This is a genomic window from Halalkaliarchaeum sp. AArc-GB (genome assembly GCF_031432225.1).
Lineage (GTDB): Archaea > Halobacteriota > Halobacteria > Halobacteriales > Haloferacaceae > Halalkaliarchaeum.
In genome coordinates, this window is the sequence record NZ_JAVKGM010000001.1 from 249,202 (window position 1) to 264,158 (window position 14,957).

16 protein-coding genes are annotated in these 14,957 nt (G+C 64.7%); 10 read left to right on the forward strand and 6 right to left on the reverse strand.

All coding sequences use genetic code 11. The annotated features are described in order from the left end of the window. Positions 1-53 precede the first annotated feature (53 nt). Together RH858_RS01325 and RH858_RS01330 are read left to right on the forward strand one after the other, a co-directional pair. Complete coding sequence (locus RH858_RS01325) at positions 54-1,877, forward strand: flippase-like domain-containing protein (RefSeq protein ID WP_259533401.1); 1,824 nt, start codon at positions 54-56, stop codon at positions 1,875-1,877. 193 nt (positions 1,878-2,070) lie between these two features. Beyond that, on the forward strand, positions 2,071-3,033 hold the full coding sequence (locus RH858_RS01330) for a transcription initiation factor IIB (RefSeq protein WP_259533402.1): 963 nt from the start codon (positions 2,071-2,073) through the stop codon (positions 3,031-3,033). Positions 3,034-3,074: 41 nt separating this feature from the next. Here RH858_RS01330 and RH858_RS01335 read toward each other — a convergent pair whose 3' ends face one another. Genes RH858_RS01335 through RH858_RS01350 form a run of 4 tightly spaced genes read right to left on the reverse strand, consistent with a single transcriptional unit; the run spans position 3,075 to position 4,588 of the window. Continuing rightward, positions 3,075-3,272, reverse strand: coding sequence for an RNA-protein complex protein Nop10 (locus tag RH858_RS01335; RefSeq protein WP_259533403.1), 198 nt, complete (start codon positions 3,270-3,272; stop codon positions 3,075-3,077). A 25-nt stretch (positions 3,273-3,297) separates the two neighbouring features. Then, positions 3,298-4,098 (reverse strand): translation initiation factor IF-2 subunit alpha, encoded by an 801-nt coding sequence (locus RH858_RS01340; RefSeq protein ID WP_259533404.1) that lies wholly within the window; start codon positions 4,096-4,098, stop codon positions 3,298-3,300. A gap of 15 nt (positions 4,099-4,113) precedes the next feature. Beyond that, complete coding sequence (locus tag RH858_RS01345; RefSeq protein ID WP_259533405.1) at positions 4,114-4,287, reverse strand: 30S ribosomal protein S27e; 174 nt, start codon at positions 4,285-4,287, stop codon at positions 4,114-4,116. A 16-nt stretch (positions 4,288-4,303) separates the two neighbouring features. Beyond that, positions 4,304-4,588, reverse strand: coding sequence for a 50S ribosomal protein L44e (locus tag RH858_RS01350; RefSeq protein ID WP_259533406.1), 285 nt, complete (start codon positions 4,586-4,588; stop codon positions 4,304-4,306). A 156-nt stretch (positions 4,589-4,744) separates the two neighbouring features. On the opposite strand from RH858_RS01350, the gene metG reads away from it, so the two are divergent. The 4 genes from metG to RH858_RS01370 all read left to right on the forward strand — a co-directional run bounded on the left by metG (position 4,745) and on the right by RH858_RS01370 (position 9,837). Beyond that, complete coding sequence (gene metG, locus RH858_RS01355) at positions 4,745-6,994, forward strand: methionine--tRNA ligase (RefSeq protein ID WP_310560976.1); 2,250 nt, start codon at positions 4,745-4,747, stop codon at positions 6,992-6,994. A gap of 78 nt (positions 6,995-7,072) precedes the next feature. Further along, positions 7,073-8,182, forward strand: coding sequence for a GTP-binding protein (locus RH858_RS01360; protein ID WP_310560977.1), 1,110 nt, complete (start codon positions 7,073-7,075; stop codon positions 8,180-8,182). A 53-nt stretch (positions 8,183-8,235) separates the two neighbouring features. Next, the gene (locus tag RH858_RS01365) at positions 8,236-9,294 is read left to right on the forward strand and encodes a zinc-dependent alcohol dehydrogenase family protein (protein WP_310560978.1); all 1,059 of its coding nucleotides are present in this window, start codon (positions 8,236-8,238) and stop codon (positions 9,292-9,294) included. A gap of 72 nt (positions 9,295-9,366) precedes the next feature. Next, a complete protein-coding gene (locus RH858_RS01370) occupies positions 9,367-9,837 on the forward strand; it encodes a TIGR04206 family protein (RefSeq protein ID WP_310560979.1) in 471 nt (156 codons plus the stop codon). A 23-nt stretch (positions 9,838-9,860) separates the two neighbouring features. Here RH858_RS01370 and RH858_RS01375 read toward each other — a convergent pair whose 3' ends face one another. Then, positions 9,861-10,214 carry a cupin domain-containing protein gene (locus RH858_RS01375; RefSeq protein WP_310560980.1) on the reverse strand — a complete coding sequence of 118 codons (354 nt, stop codon included), beginning with the start codon at positions 10,212-10,214 and terminating at the stop codon, positions 9,861-9,863. Between the two features lie 141 nt (positions 10,215-10,355). Here RH858_RS01375 and RH858_RS01380 point away from each other — a divergent pair, with 141 nt between their 5' ends. Both RH858_RS01380 and RH858_RS01385 read left to right on the forward strand, forming a co-directional pair. Beyond that, positions 10,356-11,513: a pyridoxal phosphate-dependent aminotransferase gene (locus RH858_RS01380; protein ID WP_310560981.1), complete on the forward strand. Its 1,158-nt coding sequence runs from the start codon at positions 10,356-10,358 to the stop codon at positions 11,511-11,513. Next, positions 11,510-12,538, forward strand: coding sequence for a D-glycerate dehydrogenase (locus tag RH858_RS01385; protein ID WP_310560982.1), 1,029 nt, complete (start codon positions 11,510-11,512; stop codon positions 12,536-12,538). Before RH858_RS01380 ends, RH858_RS01385 begins: the two co-directional genes overlap by 4 nt. A gap of 110 nt (positions 12,539-12,648) precedes the next feature. Here RH858_RS01385 and RH858_RS01390 read toward each other — a convergent pair whose 3' ends face one another. Next, complete coding sequence (locus RH858_RS01390; RefSeq protein ID WP_310560983.1) at positions 12,649-13,527, reverse strand: mechanosensitive ion channel domain-containing protein; 879 nt, start codon at positions 13,525-13,527, stop codon at positions 12,649-12,651. 253 nt (positions 13,528-13,780) lie between these two features. Between RH858_RS01390 and RH858_RS01395 the strand changes: the two genes are divergently transcribed. After that, the gene (locus RH858_RS01395) at positions 13,781-14,317 is read left to right on the forward strand and encodes a DUF5817 domain-containing protein (RefSeq protein ID WP_310560984.1); all 537 of its coding nucleotides are present in this window, start codon (positions 13,781-13,783) and stop codon (positions 14,315-14,317) included. Positions 14,318-14,382: 65 nt separating this feature from the next. Beyond that, the gene (locus RH858_RS01400) at positions 14,383-14,940 is read left to right on the forward strand and encodes a hypothetical protein (protein ID WP_310560985.1); all 558 of its coding nucleotides are present in this window, start codon (positions 14,383-14,385) and stop codon (positions 14,938-14,940) included. The last annotated feature ends 17 nt before the right edge of the window (positions 14,941-14,957 follow it).

The window sequence follows — 14,957 nt, forward strand, 5'->3', positions numbered from 1 at the left end:
ACGCGCAGAGTGCTTCAGAAGGTACTTATCCGCGCCCCGGCGATGGTCACCCAATGAGCGACGGTCCACGGCCGGACCCGGCGGCCGTCGAAGTTAGCGTCGTCCTCCCGGCGTACAACGAGGAGGAGACCATCGAGTCGACGGTTCGGTTGACGCTCTCGACCCTCTCGGAGTTTCTTCCGTCGGGCAGCTTCGAGGTGATCGTCGCGGAGGACGGCTGTGACGATCGCACCCCGGAGATCGCGACGCGGCTCGCCGAGTCGGATCCGCGCGTCCGTCACTTCCACAGCGACGAGCGGCTGGGACGGGGCGGGGCGTTGACACGGGCGTTCGACGCGGCGGACGGCGGGACGCTCGTCTACTTCGACACCGATCTGGCGACGGACATGGGCCACCTCGAGGAGCTCGTGGAATCGGTGCGGTCCGGGGAGTACGACGTGGCGACCGGCTCCCGGTGGATGCCCGGCCACGAGGCCGACCGCCCAGTAAAGCGGAGCATCCCCTCGAAGGGGTTCAACCTCCTGGTCAGGACGATGCTGCGCTCGGACGTGCTCGATCACCAGTGCGGGTTCAAGGCGGTGTCCCGGGAGGCGTTCGACCAGCTGAAAGGCGAGATCCAGGACGAACACTGGTTCTGGGACACCGAACTCCTGGTCCGGGCGCAGCGGCGGGGGCTGTCGGTAGCGGAGTTCCCCGTCGAGTGGGAGCCGAAAGGCGACACGAAGGTCGACCTGGTGCGGGACGTCTTCGGGATGGGCTCGCAGATCGTCCGGCTGTGGTGGCAACTGTCGGTTCGCCCGCGGATCACGACGCGGGTGACGCTCGTTGCGGGGACGCTGCTGGTCGCCCTCGCCGTGCTGTTGATGACGCGGTATCTGGATCCCCGGGAGGTACTCGCGGAGATGGGACGTGCGGATCCGACGCTTATCGGACTCGCCGTGGGCGTGTACGTGCTTTCCTGGCCCGTTCGCGGCTACCGGTATCGGGACATCCTTGCCGAACTCGGGTTCCGCGAGGACCTCGGGTTCCTGACGGGAGCAATCTTCGTCAGTCAGACCGGGAACCTGGTGTTCCCGGCACGGGCTGGCGACGCGATTCGAGCGTACATCGTGAAGGTCAGACGCGACATCCCGTACCCCTCGGGCTTTGCGTCGCTCGCGGCCGAACGGGTGTTCGATCTGTTGACCATCACGGGGCTTGCGGGACTCGTGCTCGTCGGCTACGCGATGTCGGGTCAGTTCGGCGAGGTCGCGGCGACGGTCTCCGGCGGGGAAGACCCGGGACAGATCGCCGTCGCGGGCGCCGTCGGCGTCGGGAGCGCGGCGCTTCTGGCCGTCGCCGCGATCGTCGCCTCCGCGCGATCCGGCGGGAACCGGATCCGCCAGTTCGTCGGCTGGATTACCGACGACTCCTACGGCCAGTACGTCGCCGGAGTGCTCGAACGGTTCGTGGCCGACGTCCAGCGGGTCGGTGCCGACTCGACGGTGTTCGCGCGGGTCGGCGCCGCCAGTGTGGTGATCTGGACGCTCGACGTACTCACCGCCGCGCTGGTCCTCGCGGCGTTCGGCGTCGGGTTGACGACGGCGTCGCTGCTCGCGGTCTGTTTCTTCGCAGTCAGTGTCGGAAACCTCGCGAAGGTGTTGCCGTTGTCGCCCGGCGGAGTCGGTCTGTACGAGGCAGCGTTTACGTTGCTCGTTGTCGGACTCACGCCGATCGGCCCCGCCGTCGCCGTCGGTGCGGCGATCCTGGATCACGCGCTGAAAAACGTGGTCACCCTCGTCGGGGGCGGGATATCGATGTTCGCGCTGAACGTCTCCTTGTCGACCGCCGCAGAGGAGAGTCGGGAACTGAACGAACCGGATCCGGTCAACGAGTGATTCGTTCGGAAGCACCACCCGGGACGAAACCGAAGAACTATTTAAGTACGCCTTTCCGGCCCTTGTAAACCTCCCGAACCGTCCCGGATCGACGGTTTCCTCGCCCGACACCAAATCTTTTAAGTGATTCACTTCCGTCCACCGGGTACAGACTACCACCCAGCACGTTCGGTTGTGGGTGATGTGACACACAATGAGTGACGAAGTAACGACACGAACGAGAACTGTAGAGAACGAACGAACGAGTGGAACCAGCGAGTCGCTCTCCTGTCCGGAGTGTGGTGGCAACGTCGTCACCGACGAGGAGCACGGGGAAACCGTCTGTAGCGACTGCGGGCTGGTCGTAAGCGAGGGATCCGTCGATCGTGGCCCGGAGTGGCGCGCCTTCGACGCCCGAGAGAAAGACCAGAAGAGCCGGGTGGGCGCCCCGACGACGAACACGATGCACGACAAGGGGCTGTCGACCAACATCGACTGGCGCGACAAGGACGCCTACGGCCGGTCACTTGGCGCGCGACAGCGCCAGAAGATGCAGCGGCTCCGCAAGTGGAACGAACGGTTCCGTACCCGCGACTCGAAAGAGCGCAACCTCAAGCAGGCGCTCGGCGAAATCGACCGCATGGCCTCGGCGCTGGGCCTCCCGGACAACGTCCGCGAGACCGCCTCGGTCATCTACCGCCGTGCGCTCGATGAAGACCTCCTGCCCGGCCGTTCGATCGAGGGCGTCTCGACCTCCTGTGTCTACGCCGCCGCCAGGATGGCCGGCGTTCCCCGTAGCCTCGACGAGATCGCCGACGTCTCGCGGGTCGAGAAAAGCGAGATCGCTCGGACGTACCGCTACGTCGTCCGCGAGCTCTCCCTCGAGGTGAAGCCCGCCGACCCCGAGCAGTACGTCCCGCGGTTCGCGTCCTCGCTCGAGTTGAGCGACGAGGCGGAGCTCCGGGCGAAACAGCTGCTGAAGAACGCGAAGGACAAGGGCGTCCACTCCGGGAAGTCGCCGGTGGGACTGGCCGCCGCCGCCGTGTACGCCTCCGCGCTACTCACCAACGAAAAGACCACGCAGGCGGCCGTAAGCGAGGTCGCGGACATCTCGGAAGTGACGATCCGGAACCGGTATCACGAACTGCTGGAAGCCGAAGAAGGCATCGTCGCCTGAAGCGGCGTTTACGTGGTGTTCCGCCCGGAACTCCGTTTCCGCTACTCTTCGAACTCGACGACGCCAGCGGCGCGTTTCCGCCGCCGCCGGTACTCCCCGTACCTGTCGTTCGGATCGAATCTGGCTGGGGCGCTGTTTTCCGCCGGAGCGCCACAGCGGGGACACTCCTCGCCGAGCGTGTACACCGGTCGGTCGTGACGGTCGCGCCACACCGAACACCGTCGGATGTCGGATTTCATCGGGGTTCAAAAGTAGCGACGCCGGTCACTCGTCGTCTTCTCGCCGCTCGCGGTGGAATTCCCCGGTTCCGCCGGCAGATTCGATCGATTCGCGTGCGCGGGCAGCGCTGGCCTCGAGTTCGTCCTCGGCGGTCTTGTAGTCGGGTGCACGCACCCGAATCCGGTACTCGGGCGAGCCCACGTACGTCACCTCGAGGTCGATCTCCTCGGGCACCTCGCCGTTCCCCTCTGCTGCCTCGAGCGCCGCTTTGATCGCGTCGACGCCGTCGCCGGCCGCACACTCCAGGTCGACGTAGCCGGTGACGTCGACGTAGGGAACAGAGACGTTCTCGCGGGCGGTCTCGACGACCGCCTCGATTTCGTCCTCGTCGAGATCCACGTCCGAAAGCGCTTCCGTCCCCCGGATCGCCGCCGACTCGAAAGCGTCGTACAGGGTTTCGAACTCCGCGAGCAGCGCGTTCGCGACCGCGCCGTACGTCTCGTCGTCGACGTCTTCACCCAGCGCGAGCAACAGCCAGTTGTCCGCCTTCTGCTCGTTTTTCCACTCCTGGATCTTGTCCTTGCGCTGGTGTTCGTTGACGTCTTTCAGGGAGAGGTCGATCTGCTGGGAGGACTGATCGACGTCGAGCACCTTCGCGACGACCGTCTGGCCTTCACGGACGTGGTCCCGGACGTTCTTGATCCAGCCGGACGCGACCTCGGAGATGTGGACGAGGCCACGTTTGTCCTCGTACTCCTCGAGGTCGACGAAGACGCCGAAGTCGGCGATCTCGTCTACCTTGCCGACGACGAGTTCGCCCTGGTCGGGATAGCCGCTGTACTTCATGCCCGGAACCCCCCGTTATCGGGCCTCGACGGTCTCGAGGACCTCGTGTTCGATATGGCCTTTGCCGCTTTTGGGGACGACGAGCGTCGTCCCGCAGACCGCGCAGTTCACCTTCGAGGCCGGCTTTTCGAAGACGATCTGTTCGTTCTCGCAGTCGGTACACCGGACGCGAAGGAAGTTTCCTGCCATCTGAATCCCCTCCGGGTTACTCCTGGAACTCCAGCCGGCCGGCGCGCCAGCCTTCCCGGTTGTGTGCCTTTCCACAGTCGGAACAGCGGTAGGTAAGATCGACCTTCTTGGTGGGCTTGTCGCCACCGGGCACCTTCGAGAACTTCCCCGTGTTGCCGATGGTGGCCGTCTGGCGCTTCCGCTGTCGGTCCTGTACCTTCTTCATTCCGGTCGAGCGACCGGTACGGACTTTCTCTACTTCGTGCTCCCGGTGTCCGTTGCAGAACGGACAGTACGTGTTGAAGCGTCGTGGAATCTGCATGGCTGATTACCTTACAGGCCTCTACTGGGTCGGTCGTTAAAACCCGTTTGGTCTCGGACGGCGCCGAGGGAGTGGCTTCGCAGCCTCGCGCGGATCGAAAACCCCGACGGAAACCAGCGCGCTTTAGGCGCTCATCGCCGAGAGGTACGATAGAGCATGAGTCACGAGAGCTTTCCGACCGACCGTCCCGCGGTCGTCACCTGTGGGCTGCCGTACGCCAACGGCGATCTCCACGTCGGTCACCTCAGGACGTACGTCGGCGGCGACGTCTTTTCCCGCGCACTCGAACGCCTCGGACAGCAAACCGCGTTCGTAAGCGGCTCGGACATGCACGGGACGCCGGTGGCTGTCAACGCAGAGCAGGCCGGCGTCTCCCCGGAAGAGTTCGCCCTCGAATGGCACGAAACCTACGAGGAGACGTTCCCGCGGTTCGACGTCGACTTCGACAACTACGGCCACACCCACGACGAGGCGAACACCGAAACGACGAAGGAGTTCGTCCGGACGCTCGACGAGGAGGGATACGTCTACGAGAAGGAGATCATGGTCGCGTACGATCCGGCGGAGGATCAGTACCTCCCCGACCGCTACGTCGAGGGGACCTGCCCGTACTGCGGGGCCCACGCCCGGGGCGACGAGTGCGACGAGGGCTGTCAACGCCACCTCGAACCCGGCGAAATCGAGAATCCCGTTTCGACGATCACCGGAAATCCTGCGGAGTACCGCGAGCGGACCCACAAGTTCTTCCGGGTCTCGGAGTTTGCCGATTATCTCAGCGAGTTTCTCGACCGACTGGAGGGGACGAGCAACGCGCAAAACCAGCCCCGGGAGTGGATCGAATCCGGGCTCCAGGACTGGTGTATCACCCGCGACATGGAGTGGGGGATCGACTACCCCGATTCGGAAAACGAAAAGGGAGACGGGACGGACGAAGGCGACGGGGGAGACGGGACGGACGAAGGCGACGGGGGAGACGGGACGGACGAAGGCGACGGGGGAGACGGGACGGACGAAGGCGACGGGACGGACGAAGACGACACCGACGACCTCGTCCTGTACGTCTGGGTCGACGCCCCGATCGAGTACGTCTCTTCGACGAAGCAGTACACCGACCGCGTTGGCGAGGACGTTTACGACTGGGCGGAGGTCTGGCAGGAGGACGGCGAGATCGTCCACGTGATCGGCCGGGACATCATCCAGCACCACACCATCTTCTGGCCGGCGATGCTGCGGGGCGTCGGCTACGAGGAGCCCCGTGCGGTGATGGCGTCGGGGTTCGTCACGCTCGGCGGGAAAGGCTTTTCGACGAGCCGCAACCGGGCGGTCTGGGCCGACGAATACCTCGATGAGGGGTTCGAACCCGATCTGCTACGATACTACCTCGCGACCAACGGCGGATTCCAGCAGGACGTCGATTTCTCCTGGGAGCGGTTCCGCGAACGGGTAAACAACGAGATCGTCGGTACCGTCGGCAACTTCTGGTACCGGGCGCTGCTGTTCGCCTACCGGGAGTACGGCGGCACCCCCGAGGCGGAGCTTTCCTCCGAGGTCGAAGCCCGCATCGAGGATGCGATCGACGCGTTCCGCGATGGCGTCAACGACTACTCGATCAAGAAGGTCGGCGAGGCCGCGGTCGACCTCGCGCGGTTCGGCAACGAGTACATCCAGCGCAACGAGCCCTGGAAGCTGACCGACGACGACCCCGAAGCAGCAGCGCAGGTCATCCGCGACTGCGTGCAGGTGTCGAAGGCGGTGGCAGTGCTTTTCGAGCCGATCGCCCCCCGAGCCGCGGAACGCCTCTGGGACCAGATCGGCGAGGAGAGCGACGTCCACGCCGTGACAGTGGACGCGGCGCTGGAGGCACCGAAGTCGACGTTCGACGAGCCCACGGAACTGTTCGAGAAAATCCCCGAAGAGCGGGTCGATCAGCTCAACGAGAAACTACAAGAGCGTGTCGCGGCCGCGACTGCGGACGACGCCGAGTCGGACGGAGAGCCGGCCGAAGCGGCGGCCGGGACGGAAACCGAAAGCGACGAGACGGTGGCCGACGACGAAGACGACATGGCAGCATTCGAGCCGGTTGCAGACGAGCGGATCAGCTTCGAAGAGTTCCAGGAACTCGACGTGCGCGTCGGCGAAATCATCTCCGCGGAAGGGATCGAGGGCGCGGACAAACTCGCACGCCTGGAGGTCGACATCGGCGTCGAGATACGGCAGGTCGTCGCCGGGATCAAGCAGCTACACGACCTCGATACGCTCCCCGGCAAGAAGGTGATTCTGCTGGCCAACCTCGAGAAGGCGGAACTGTTCGGGGTCGAGTCGAACGGGATGATCCTCGCCGCCGGCGAGGAGGCGGACCTGCTTACGACCCACGGCGACGCGGAGCCCGGCGAGCGGATCCGATAGACGGGTCGGAGAAGACTCCATCCGACTGTCCGGGAGGGAAGGACAGCTTTTTCGCCGGGCGAACCCGACGATCCGGTGATGGGACTGGAGGAGGAGATCGCGGACCTCCGCGAGGAGATCGCCGAAACCCCCTACAACAAGGCGACCGAAGAGCACATCGGCCGTCTGAAGGCGAAACTCGCGGAGAAAAAGGAGAAGCTCGAGAACCAGTCCTCCCCGGGGGGCGGCCAGGGGTACGCCGTCGAAAAACACGGCGACGCCACCGTCGCGCTCGTCGGCTTTCCGAGCGTGGGCAAGTCCACGCTGATAAACGCAATGACGAACGCCGAAAGCGAGACCGGCGCCTACGAGTTCACGACACTGGACGTGAATCCCGGAATGCTACAGTACCGGGGCGCAAACATCCAGATGCTCGACGTCCCCGGGCTCATCGAAGGCGCCGCAGGGGGTCGGGGCGACGGCAAGGCCGTGCTTTCGGTCGTGAGAACGGCGGACCTCGTGATCTTCCTGCTTTCGGTGTTCGAGATCGACCAGTACGACCGACTCAAGCGGGAACTGTACGAAAACAAGATCCGCCTGGACACGGAACCGCCGAACATCTCGGTCCGGAAGACCCACAAGGACGGGATCCGCGTCACGATGGGCGACGGAGTCTCGCTCGATGAGGGGACCGTCAAAAGCGTCCTGCGTGAGCACGGCTTCGTGAACGCCGAAGTGACGATTCCCCATGACCTCACCCTGGACGAACTGATCGACGGCGTGATGGACAACCGGGTGTATCTCCCGTCCATTGCGGCGGTGAACAAGGCCGATCTGATCGACCGCGACTACCTGCCGACCGTGGAGTCGGAACTCGAAGAGCGCGACCTCGATCCCGAAGCGGTGACGTTCATCTCTGCCGAAGAGGAACGAGGGCTCGACGCCCTGAAAGACCGGATCTGGGAGGAGCTGGGATTGATTCGCATCTACATGGACAAGCCCGGTCGCGGGGTCGATTACGAGGAGCCGCTGATCCTCCGAGAGGGACAGACGGTCGGGGACGCCTGTCGGAAGATCGGCGGCAACTTCACAGAGCGGTTCAAGTTCGCCCGGGTCACCGGTCCGAGCGCGAAACACGACGAACAGCAGGTGGGGAAGGACCACCACCTCGACGACGAGGACGTCCTCCGGATCGTCGCCCGGAAGTGATCGAACTACCACCAAAGCTTTAGGTCGGGCGTCGGCGTCGGTTCTCTCGACCCATGCGCGCAGCGATTCTCCGAGAGTACGGCGAACCGCTCGAGATAGCGACGGTTCCCGAACCCGACCCCGATCCGGACGGCGCGGTCGTCGCAGTCGAAGCCTGTGGCCTGTGTCGCAGCGACTGGCACGCCTGGAAGGGGCACGGCGAGTGGGCCGACGACAACGTTCCCCTCGGACAGGTGTTAGGACACGAGCCGGCAGGGGAGGTGATCGCGGTCGGCGAGGAGGTCGACCGAATCGGCGTGGGCGATCGCGTCGTCGTCCCGTTCTCGCTGGGTGACGGAACCTGTCACAACTGCAGATCCGGACACGGGAACGTCTGCCGGGACGGGCTCGCACTCGGGTTCCAGCCGGAGGCGCCGGGAGCGTTCGCACAGCAGGTCGCGGTTCCGGCGGCAGACTACAACCTGGTCCCGCTTCCGGACGGCCTCGAACCCATCGACGCCGCCGTGCTCGGCTGCCGGTACATGACCGCCTATCACGCGCTCGCAGACCGGGCCGACCTATCGGGTGGTGACTGGCTCGCGGTACACGGCTGCGGCGGGGTCGGCCTGTCGACGATCCAGCTCGCGGACGCACTCGGGGCCCGCATCGCCGCCGTCGACCCTGACGGCCGGGCACGGGATCGGGCGGAGTCGGTCGGCGCCGACACGACGATCGATCCGGGAGCCAGCGATCCCGTCGAGGAGATCCACTCGATTACCGACGGCGGCGCCGACGTCTCTGTCGACGCGCTCGGCATCGCCGAGACCTGCCGCAACTCCGTTCGATGTCTCCGCGAGCGGGGCACCCACGCGCAGGTGGGGTTAACGACGGATGCCGAACGCGGCGAGGTGTCGCTGCCGACCGACTGGATGACCCGGTGGGAGATCACGTTCGTCGGATCCCGGGGAATGCCACCGACGCAGTACCAGCAACTGTTCGATCTCGTGGCGGCCTCCGGGATCGACCTTGCGGACCTCGTCGCCCGCGAAATCTCCCTCGAGAACGTCTCCGACCGGCTTGCAGCGATGACCGACCACGAGACCGTCGGCGTGGAAGTGATTACCGAATTTTGATCGCCGTCCCGTGAGCTGGGGAGACCGACTCCTTCCCGTGAGGTTCAAGCGACTCGATCCCCTCGAACTTCCATGGACGACGCCGTCTCTCGGCCGCCGGGTTCAACTGCTCGGGCGGCGATCGCCGTCCTTCTACTGGGGTTGCTCCCCTGGAGCGTGCTCTGGCAGGGAGACGACGTCGCGTTCGTCATGGTCTGGGGGCTGTTCCATCCGAATGATCTCCACGTTCACTCGCTTTACGTGTTGCTCACGGAGTCGTGGCCGTCCTACTGGCTGCTCCCGCACTCGCTGCGCGTGTGGCCGGTCGGGACGCTCCTGTACGGGGCGGCGCTTGCGAGCGCAGGGGTGGGTGCCGTCTTTCGGCGAGAGGATCCGCGGGTCACTGGCGGCTTGCTCGTCCTCGCGGGGATCGCGGCGCTTTGGATCTCGCTGGGGCTTGCAACCCGAACCGTGGGCGATGTGATCGCGATTCCGGTCGGCACCGTCGGCCTCTGGCTGGTCGCGTGGTGGTGGTACGGTCCGGCGCTGCGAAACCTGGTGTAGGAGAGTTCGCCGGCCGCGACCGATCAGTCCTTCCAGTCTGGATCCGTCCGCGGCGGGGAGAAGACGTCGATTCCCACCGCAGGCTCGTCGCCGTCGTTGTACACCTCGTGGGGCTCCCCGCCCGGGAGCACGTAGCTGTCGCCTTCCTGGAGGACGAGCTCTTCTCTCTTTGCGTTTTCCTCGCCGACGACGAACGTGAGTTCCCCCCGAACGAGATAGCCCGCCTGCTCGTGGGGGTGACTGTGCGTCGGGACTTCCTTGCCCGGTTCGATCCGGAACTCCTGGAGGCTCATTCGCTCGCCAGCCGCAAGCGCCGAGAGGTGAACGCCCTCGACAGCTTCGCTCGGGTCGGCCTCGTCGGCCGTGATCCGTTCCATACCCCCCTCTGCGGGCGTGCGTGACTTAAACACCTGCAAATGCGGAGGTCACTCTCCTCGGTTGTTCAATTTTGACCATTCGCGCCGGCTTTAAGCAGCACTCGAACGTGTACTTGTGTACTGCTATCGTACAACAGAACAATGATCAATTTTTCAAACCGAGTTAACGCAGTCGAACCGGCCGCACCGTTCGTGATCACGAACCTCGTCTCCGAACTTCAAGAGCAGGGAGAAGACATCGTCGACCTCAGCGTCGGGCAGCCCGACTTCGAAACGCCCGACGAGATCCTCGAGGCGACCCACGAGGCGCTGGATGCGGGACACACGACGTACACGCCCTCGGACGGGATCCCCAAGCTCCGGCGCGCTGCCGCAGGGTATCTCAACGAGCGCCACGGACTCGATTACGCCCCGGAGAACATCATCGCGACGCCCGGAGGCAAGCAGGCGCTGTTCGAGACGGTCATGGCGATCGTCGATCCCGGCGACGAAGTGATCGTGTTCGATCCGGTCTGGTCTTCCTACGAGCCGATGGTGAAACTCGCCGGCGGCGAGGCAGTTCACGTGGATCTCGCGCCGTACGACTTCCGGCTCGAGCCGGCCCTGGACGACCTCGCCGAGGCGATCACCGACGACACTGCCCTGATCATGCTCAACTCGCCGGTCAACCCCAGCGGGATGGTGTTCTCCCGCGCCGCCTTCGAGGGAGTTCGCGACCTCGCGGTGGATCACGATATTCCGGTCATCTCCGACGAGATCTACAAGGAACTGATCTTCGAGAAAGAACAACCGAGCCTGGCGGCGCTGGACGGGATGTTCGACCGGACGATCACCATCAACGGCGTCTCGAAGACCTACTCGATGACCGGCTACCGCCTGGGCTTTATGGCCGCACCCACCGACCACACGACCCAGGCCGGGAAGGTCCACAGCCACTCGGTGTCGTGTGCTTCGAACTTCGTCCAGCACGCCGCCGCCGAGGCGCTCGGCAACGCCGACACCGACGCGATCGCCGGGGAGATGAAAGAGACGTTCAGGCGCCGCAGCGAGACGCTCGTCGATCTGTTCGCCGAGCGCGGGGTCGATATCCCCGAGCCCGAGAGCGCTTTCTACGCGATGATCCCGATCGAGTCCGACGACGACATGCAGTGGTGCAAGGACGCGGTGCGGGAGGCCGGTGTCGGCCTGGTTCCCGGACAGGCGTTCGGGACGCCCGGCTACGTGCGTGCCTCCGTCGTCGACACGGAAGAGCGGATCCGTGAAGCCGTCGATCGGCTGGACGCCGAGGGATTCATATGAGGGACGGAAGCGCAGGGGATCCGAACGGCAACCCGACGGTGTACGTCACCCGACAGATCCCTGACGCCGGCCTGGAACTGCTCGAGGAGTCGTGTGATCTCCACGTCTGGGACGGCAAGCTCCCGCCGTCGAAGGATCACATCATCGAGCGACTCGCGGAGCTGGAGGCCGACGGCCTGTTGTGTCTCCTCTCCGACGACGTCGACGGCGAGATCATGGACGCCTCGCCGAACCTGCAGGTCGTGAGCACCTTCTCCGTGGGATACGACCACGTCGACCTCGACGATGCAGCAGACCGCGGGATCGCAGTCGGCCACACGCCGGGCGTCCTGTCGGAGACGACCGCCGACTTCGCGTGGTCGCTTTTGATGACCACCGCGAGGCGGACCGTCGAGGGCCAGGAGTACGTCCTCGACGGCGAGTGGGAGACGTGGGGGCCGAAACTCCTGACCGGCCCGGACGTCCACCACGCAACGCTGGGGGTCATCGGTCTCGGAAACATCGGCGAGGCTGTCGCCCGTCGCGCGGCCGGCTTCGAGATGGAGGTGCTCTACTCCGACGTCGGGCCGAACGAGGAGGCGGAAGCCGACCTGGAGGCCGCCGGCGTCGACGTCACCTACGTGGATCAGAACGAACTCCTCGATCGCAGCGACTTCGTCACCCTCCACGTCCCGCTGTTCGAGTCGACCCACCACCTGATCGGCGAGGCGGAACTCCGCCGGATGAAGGAGGGTGCAATTCTCATAAACACGAGCCGGGGTCCGATCGTCGACACCGGCGCCCTGGATACGGCGCTCGAGGAAGGGTGGATCGAGCGTGCGGGGCTGGACGTGACCGATCCTGAGCCGCTTCCTGAAGACCACGAGATCCTCCGGCACTGTCCCGAAAAGCTGGTCGTCACCCCGCACATCGCGAGCGCGAGCATCGGGACCCGCAACCAGATGGCGACGATGGCCGCAGAGAACCTGCTCGCCGGCGTTGCAGGGGAGGAACTCCCGAACTCGGCGCTGGAGGATCGATCGTAGCGCGAGCCCCCTTCCAAGAGCGACTTTGACATCCTCCCCGCGTTGAAATCGGGGCTTTCGCCTCGATTTTTCCGGAAGCCGAATCAGTACAAAACAGTCGCTTTTCGTCCTCAGGACGGGGCTGAATCCGAGTCCGCGATCTCTATTCGGCCACGAAGCTCGCGTTCGGAGGCCGGACTAATCGTGATACCCGCTCGTTCGAGCCGGTCTTTGACAGCTCGTGCGTACGTCGACCGGATGCGGAAGGTGGTTTTATGTTCCGGATCTTCGATCCAGTAGTGAACGCGGACGATTATCGCATCGCTACCGAACTCGTCGACGTACGCTTGCGGCGGCGGATCAGCCAGAACGCCGCTGAGTTCGGTCGCCGTCTCTCGGAGGTGATCAAGTGCGTCGTCGATGTCGTCCTCGTAGGCAATTCCAATGTGTTCGACGACTCGATAGCGTCCCCAACCGTACGGACGAGAGATCGTCTCGCTTGTGAGCGTCGTGTTCGGAACCGTGATGAGCTGCCCGCCAGGTGTGTGGACGCGAGTGACTCGAAGCGTGATCGATTTGACTTCACCTTCCCCGTCCGACCACTCGATGTAGTTCCCGATGTTGAACTCCGGGTCTGTTACGAGCACCACCCCGCTTACGACCGAGCCGATGACCGTTTGTGCGGCGACACCGATGGCGAGGGTTCCGGCGGCGATGACGAGTGCGGAGTTGCCCAGAAACTGGTCATATCCAGAGACACTCACGCCAAACAAAGCTGCCGCGATGATGACCAGCAACCGGACGTATCGGGAGATGGCCTCCTGGATGGTCGGATTGTTCGGATTGCGACGACGGATAGTTCGTGCAATCGCGGGTTCTACGATGTACCAGCCCAGGAGAAAGACGACGGCAAATCCACCGAGAAACCATCCGGCTGGAACGAGGTGTGGCCAGAAATCAACGGTTCCACTGATCAGACCATCTAGTTCGAGCGTTACTGTCTGAAACACTACTGAGGCCATGACCGAGGACATACATAGTGCTCACAACCAGCATCCCCAAAATCCCATGGAACACGGTAACGAGTAGCATGGGGGCTCCGTGACGGGTTCCCGCCGGACAGAAACGGGAAGCAGGTGCTGAATTCGCCCCCTGTATTCAGGGCGGGCCGGAACGTGCCACCGACCACGGATCACAACAATGTTCACAACGACACCACCTGAGAGCCGAACGATAAAATACCCGACCGCACAACCCGGTACCATGTACGCGGTCGTCGGCTGCAACGAGTGTGGAAACCTCTGGCTGCTCTCCGACCCCGACGGTCAGGAGTCGGCCACCTGCTCGCGGTGTGGCAAGCGCCACCGCGTGCGGAAGCTCAAGCGCTTTTATACCGACGAGGACCGCGCGGCCGCACGACAGGCACGGGCGGCGCTTCTGGCGAACAAGCGGGACGAAAGCGAGTCGTTCGCCGAGGTGGCCCACGTCGCCGACCTCGAACGGCAACTCGAGGACGCAGGTGTCGACGACCGGGAGTACCTCGAGGAGTCGGGGCTGGACGTGGCCGAGATCGAATCCGCCGGCGAGAACGCGAGCGTCGGGGCAGGCCAGTCCTCCGCCCGATCACGCGAGGAGATCGTTCGCGACGCCGTCGACTGCGTGGAGGAACCCACGGAATCCCAGATCCTCGCGTACGCGACCGACCGTGGCGTTCCCGAAGACGCCGCCCGAACCCTGCTCGAACGGCTCGTCCGGAGCGGGGACGCATCCGAATCCGGCGGTCGATACCGGCTCTTGTAGACCGCTATATCCCGGGCCGGGGAGGACCCGACAGCCTCATTTCCGTCCCGCCACAACCGACGGACATGCGCGTCAGGGACTGGCAGGACATTCTCGAGGACGTCGCCTCCGAGGACGCGGATCCCGACGGCTGGCGGGCCGTTGCGGGCCGCCGGAACGCTGGTGTCGGCGAAGACTTCTATCTCGGCCATCCCGCGACCGGCGTCTACCAGCTGAAAACGTACGCCAAGAACCCCCGTGATCTACGGGGTGTGGGTACCCGTGTGGCCCGCCGGATCGACGAGGAACTGGATCCCCTGTTGCCAGGTCACGGGGAGGAAGACGGCGGTCGGTTCGCGGTACGACAACCCCCGGAAGACGAAGACGAGGCCGAACGGATGGCCAGACGGCTCGAGGAGACCGTCAAGGTACACGCCGAGGCCCCCACGACACCCGAGGACTTCTTCGAGGACGTTATGGAGGCCGTCGACTCCCCCGCCTGGGGGCCGATGGAGTACGAGTTCGCCGGTCGACCGGACCGACTCGACGAGTTGTCGGACACTTTCGAGGAGGCCGAGCAGCTGTTGAACAGCGAACTCGAGGACCTGATCGAGGAAGACGAGGTCGACCGCGGCTTCCATTGACTTCCTCTCCGCCCGGC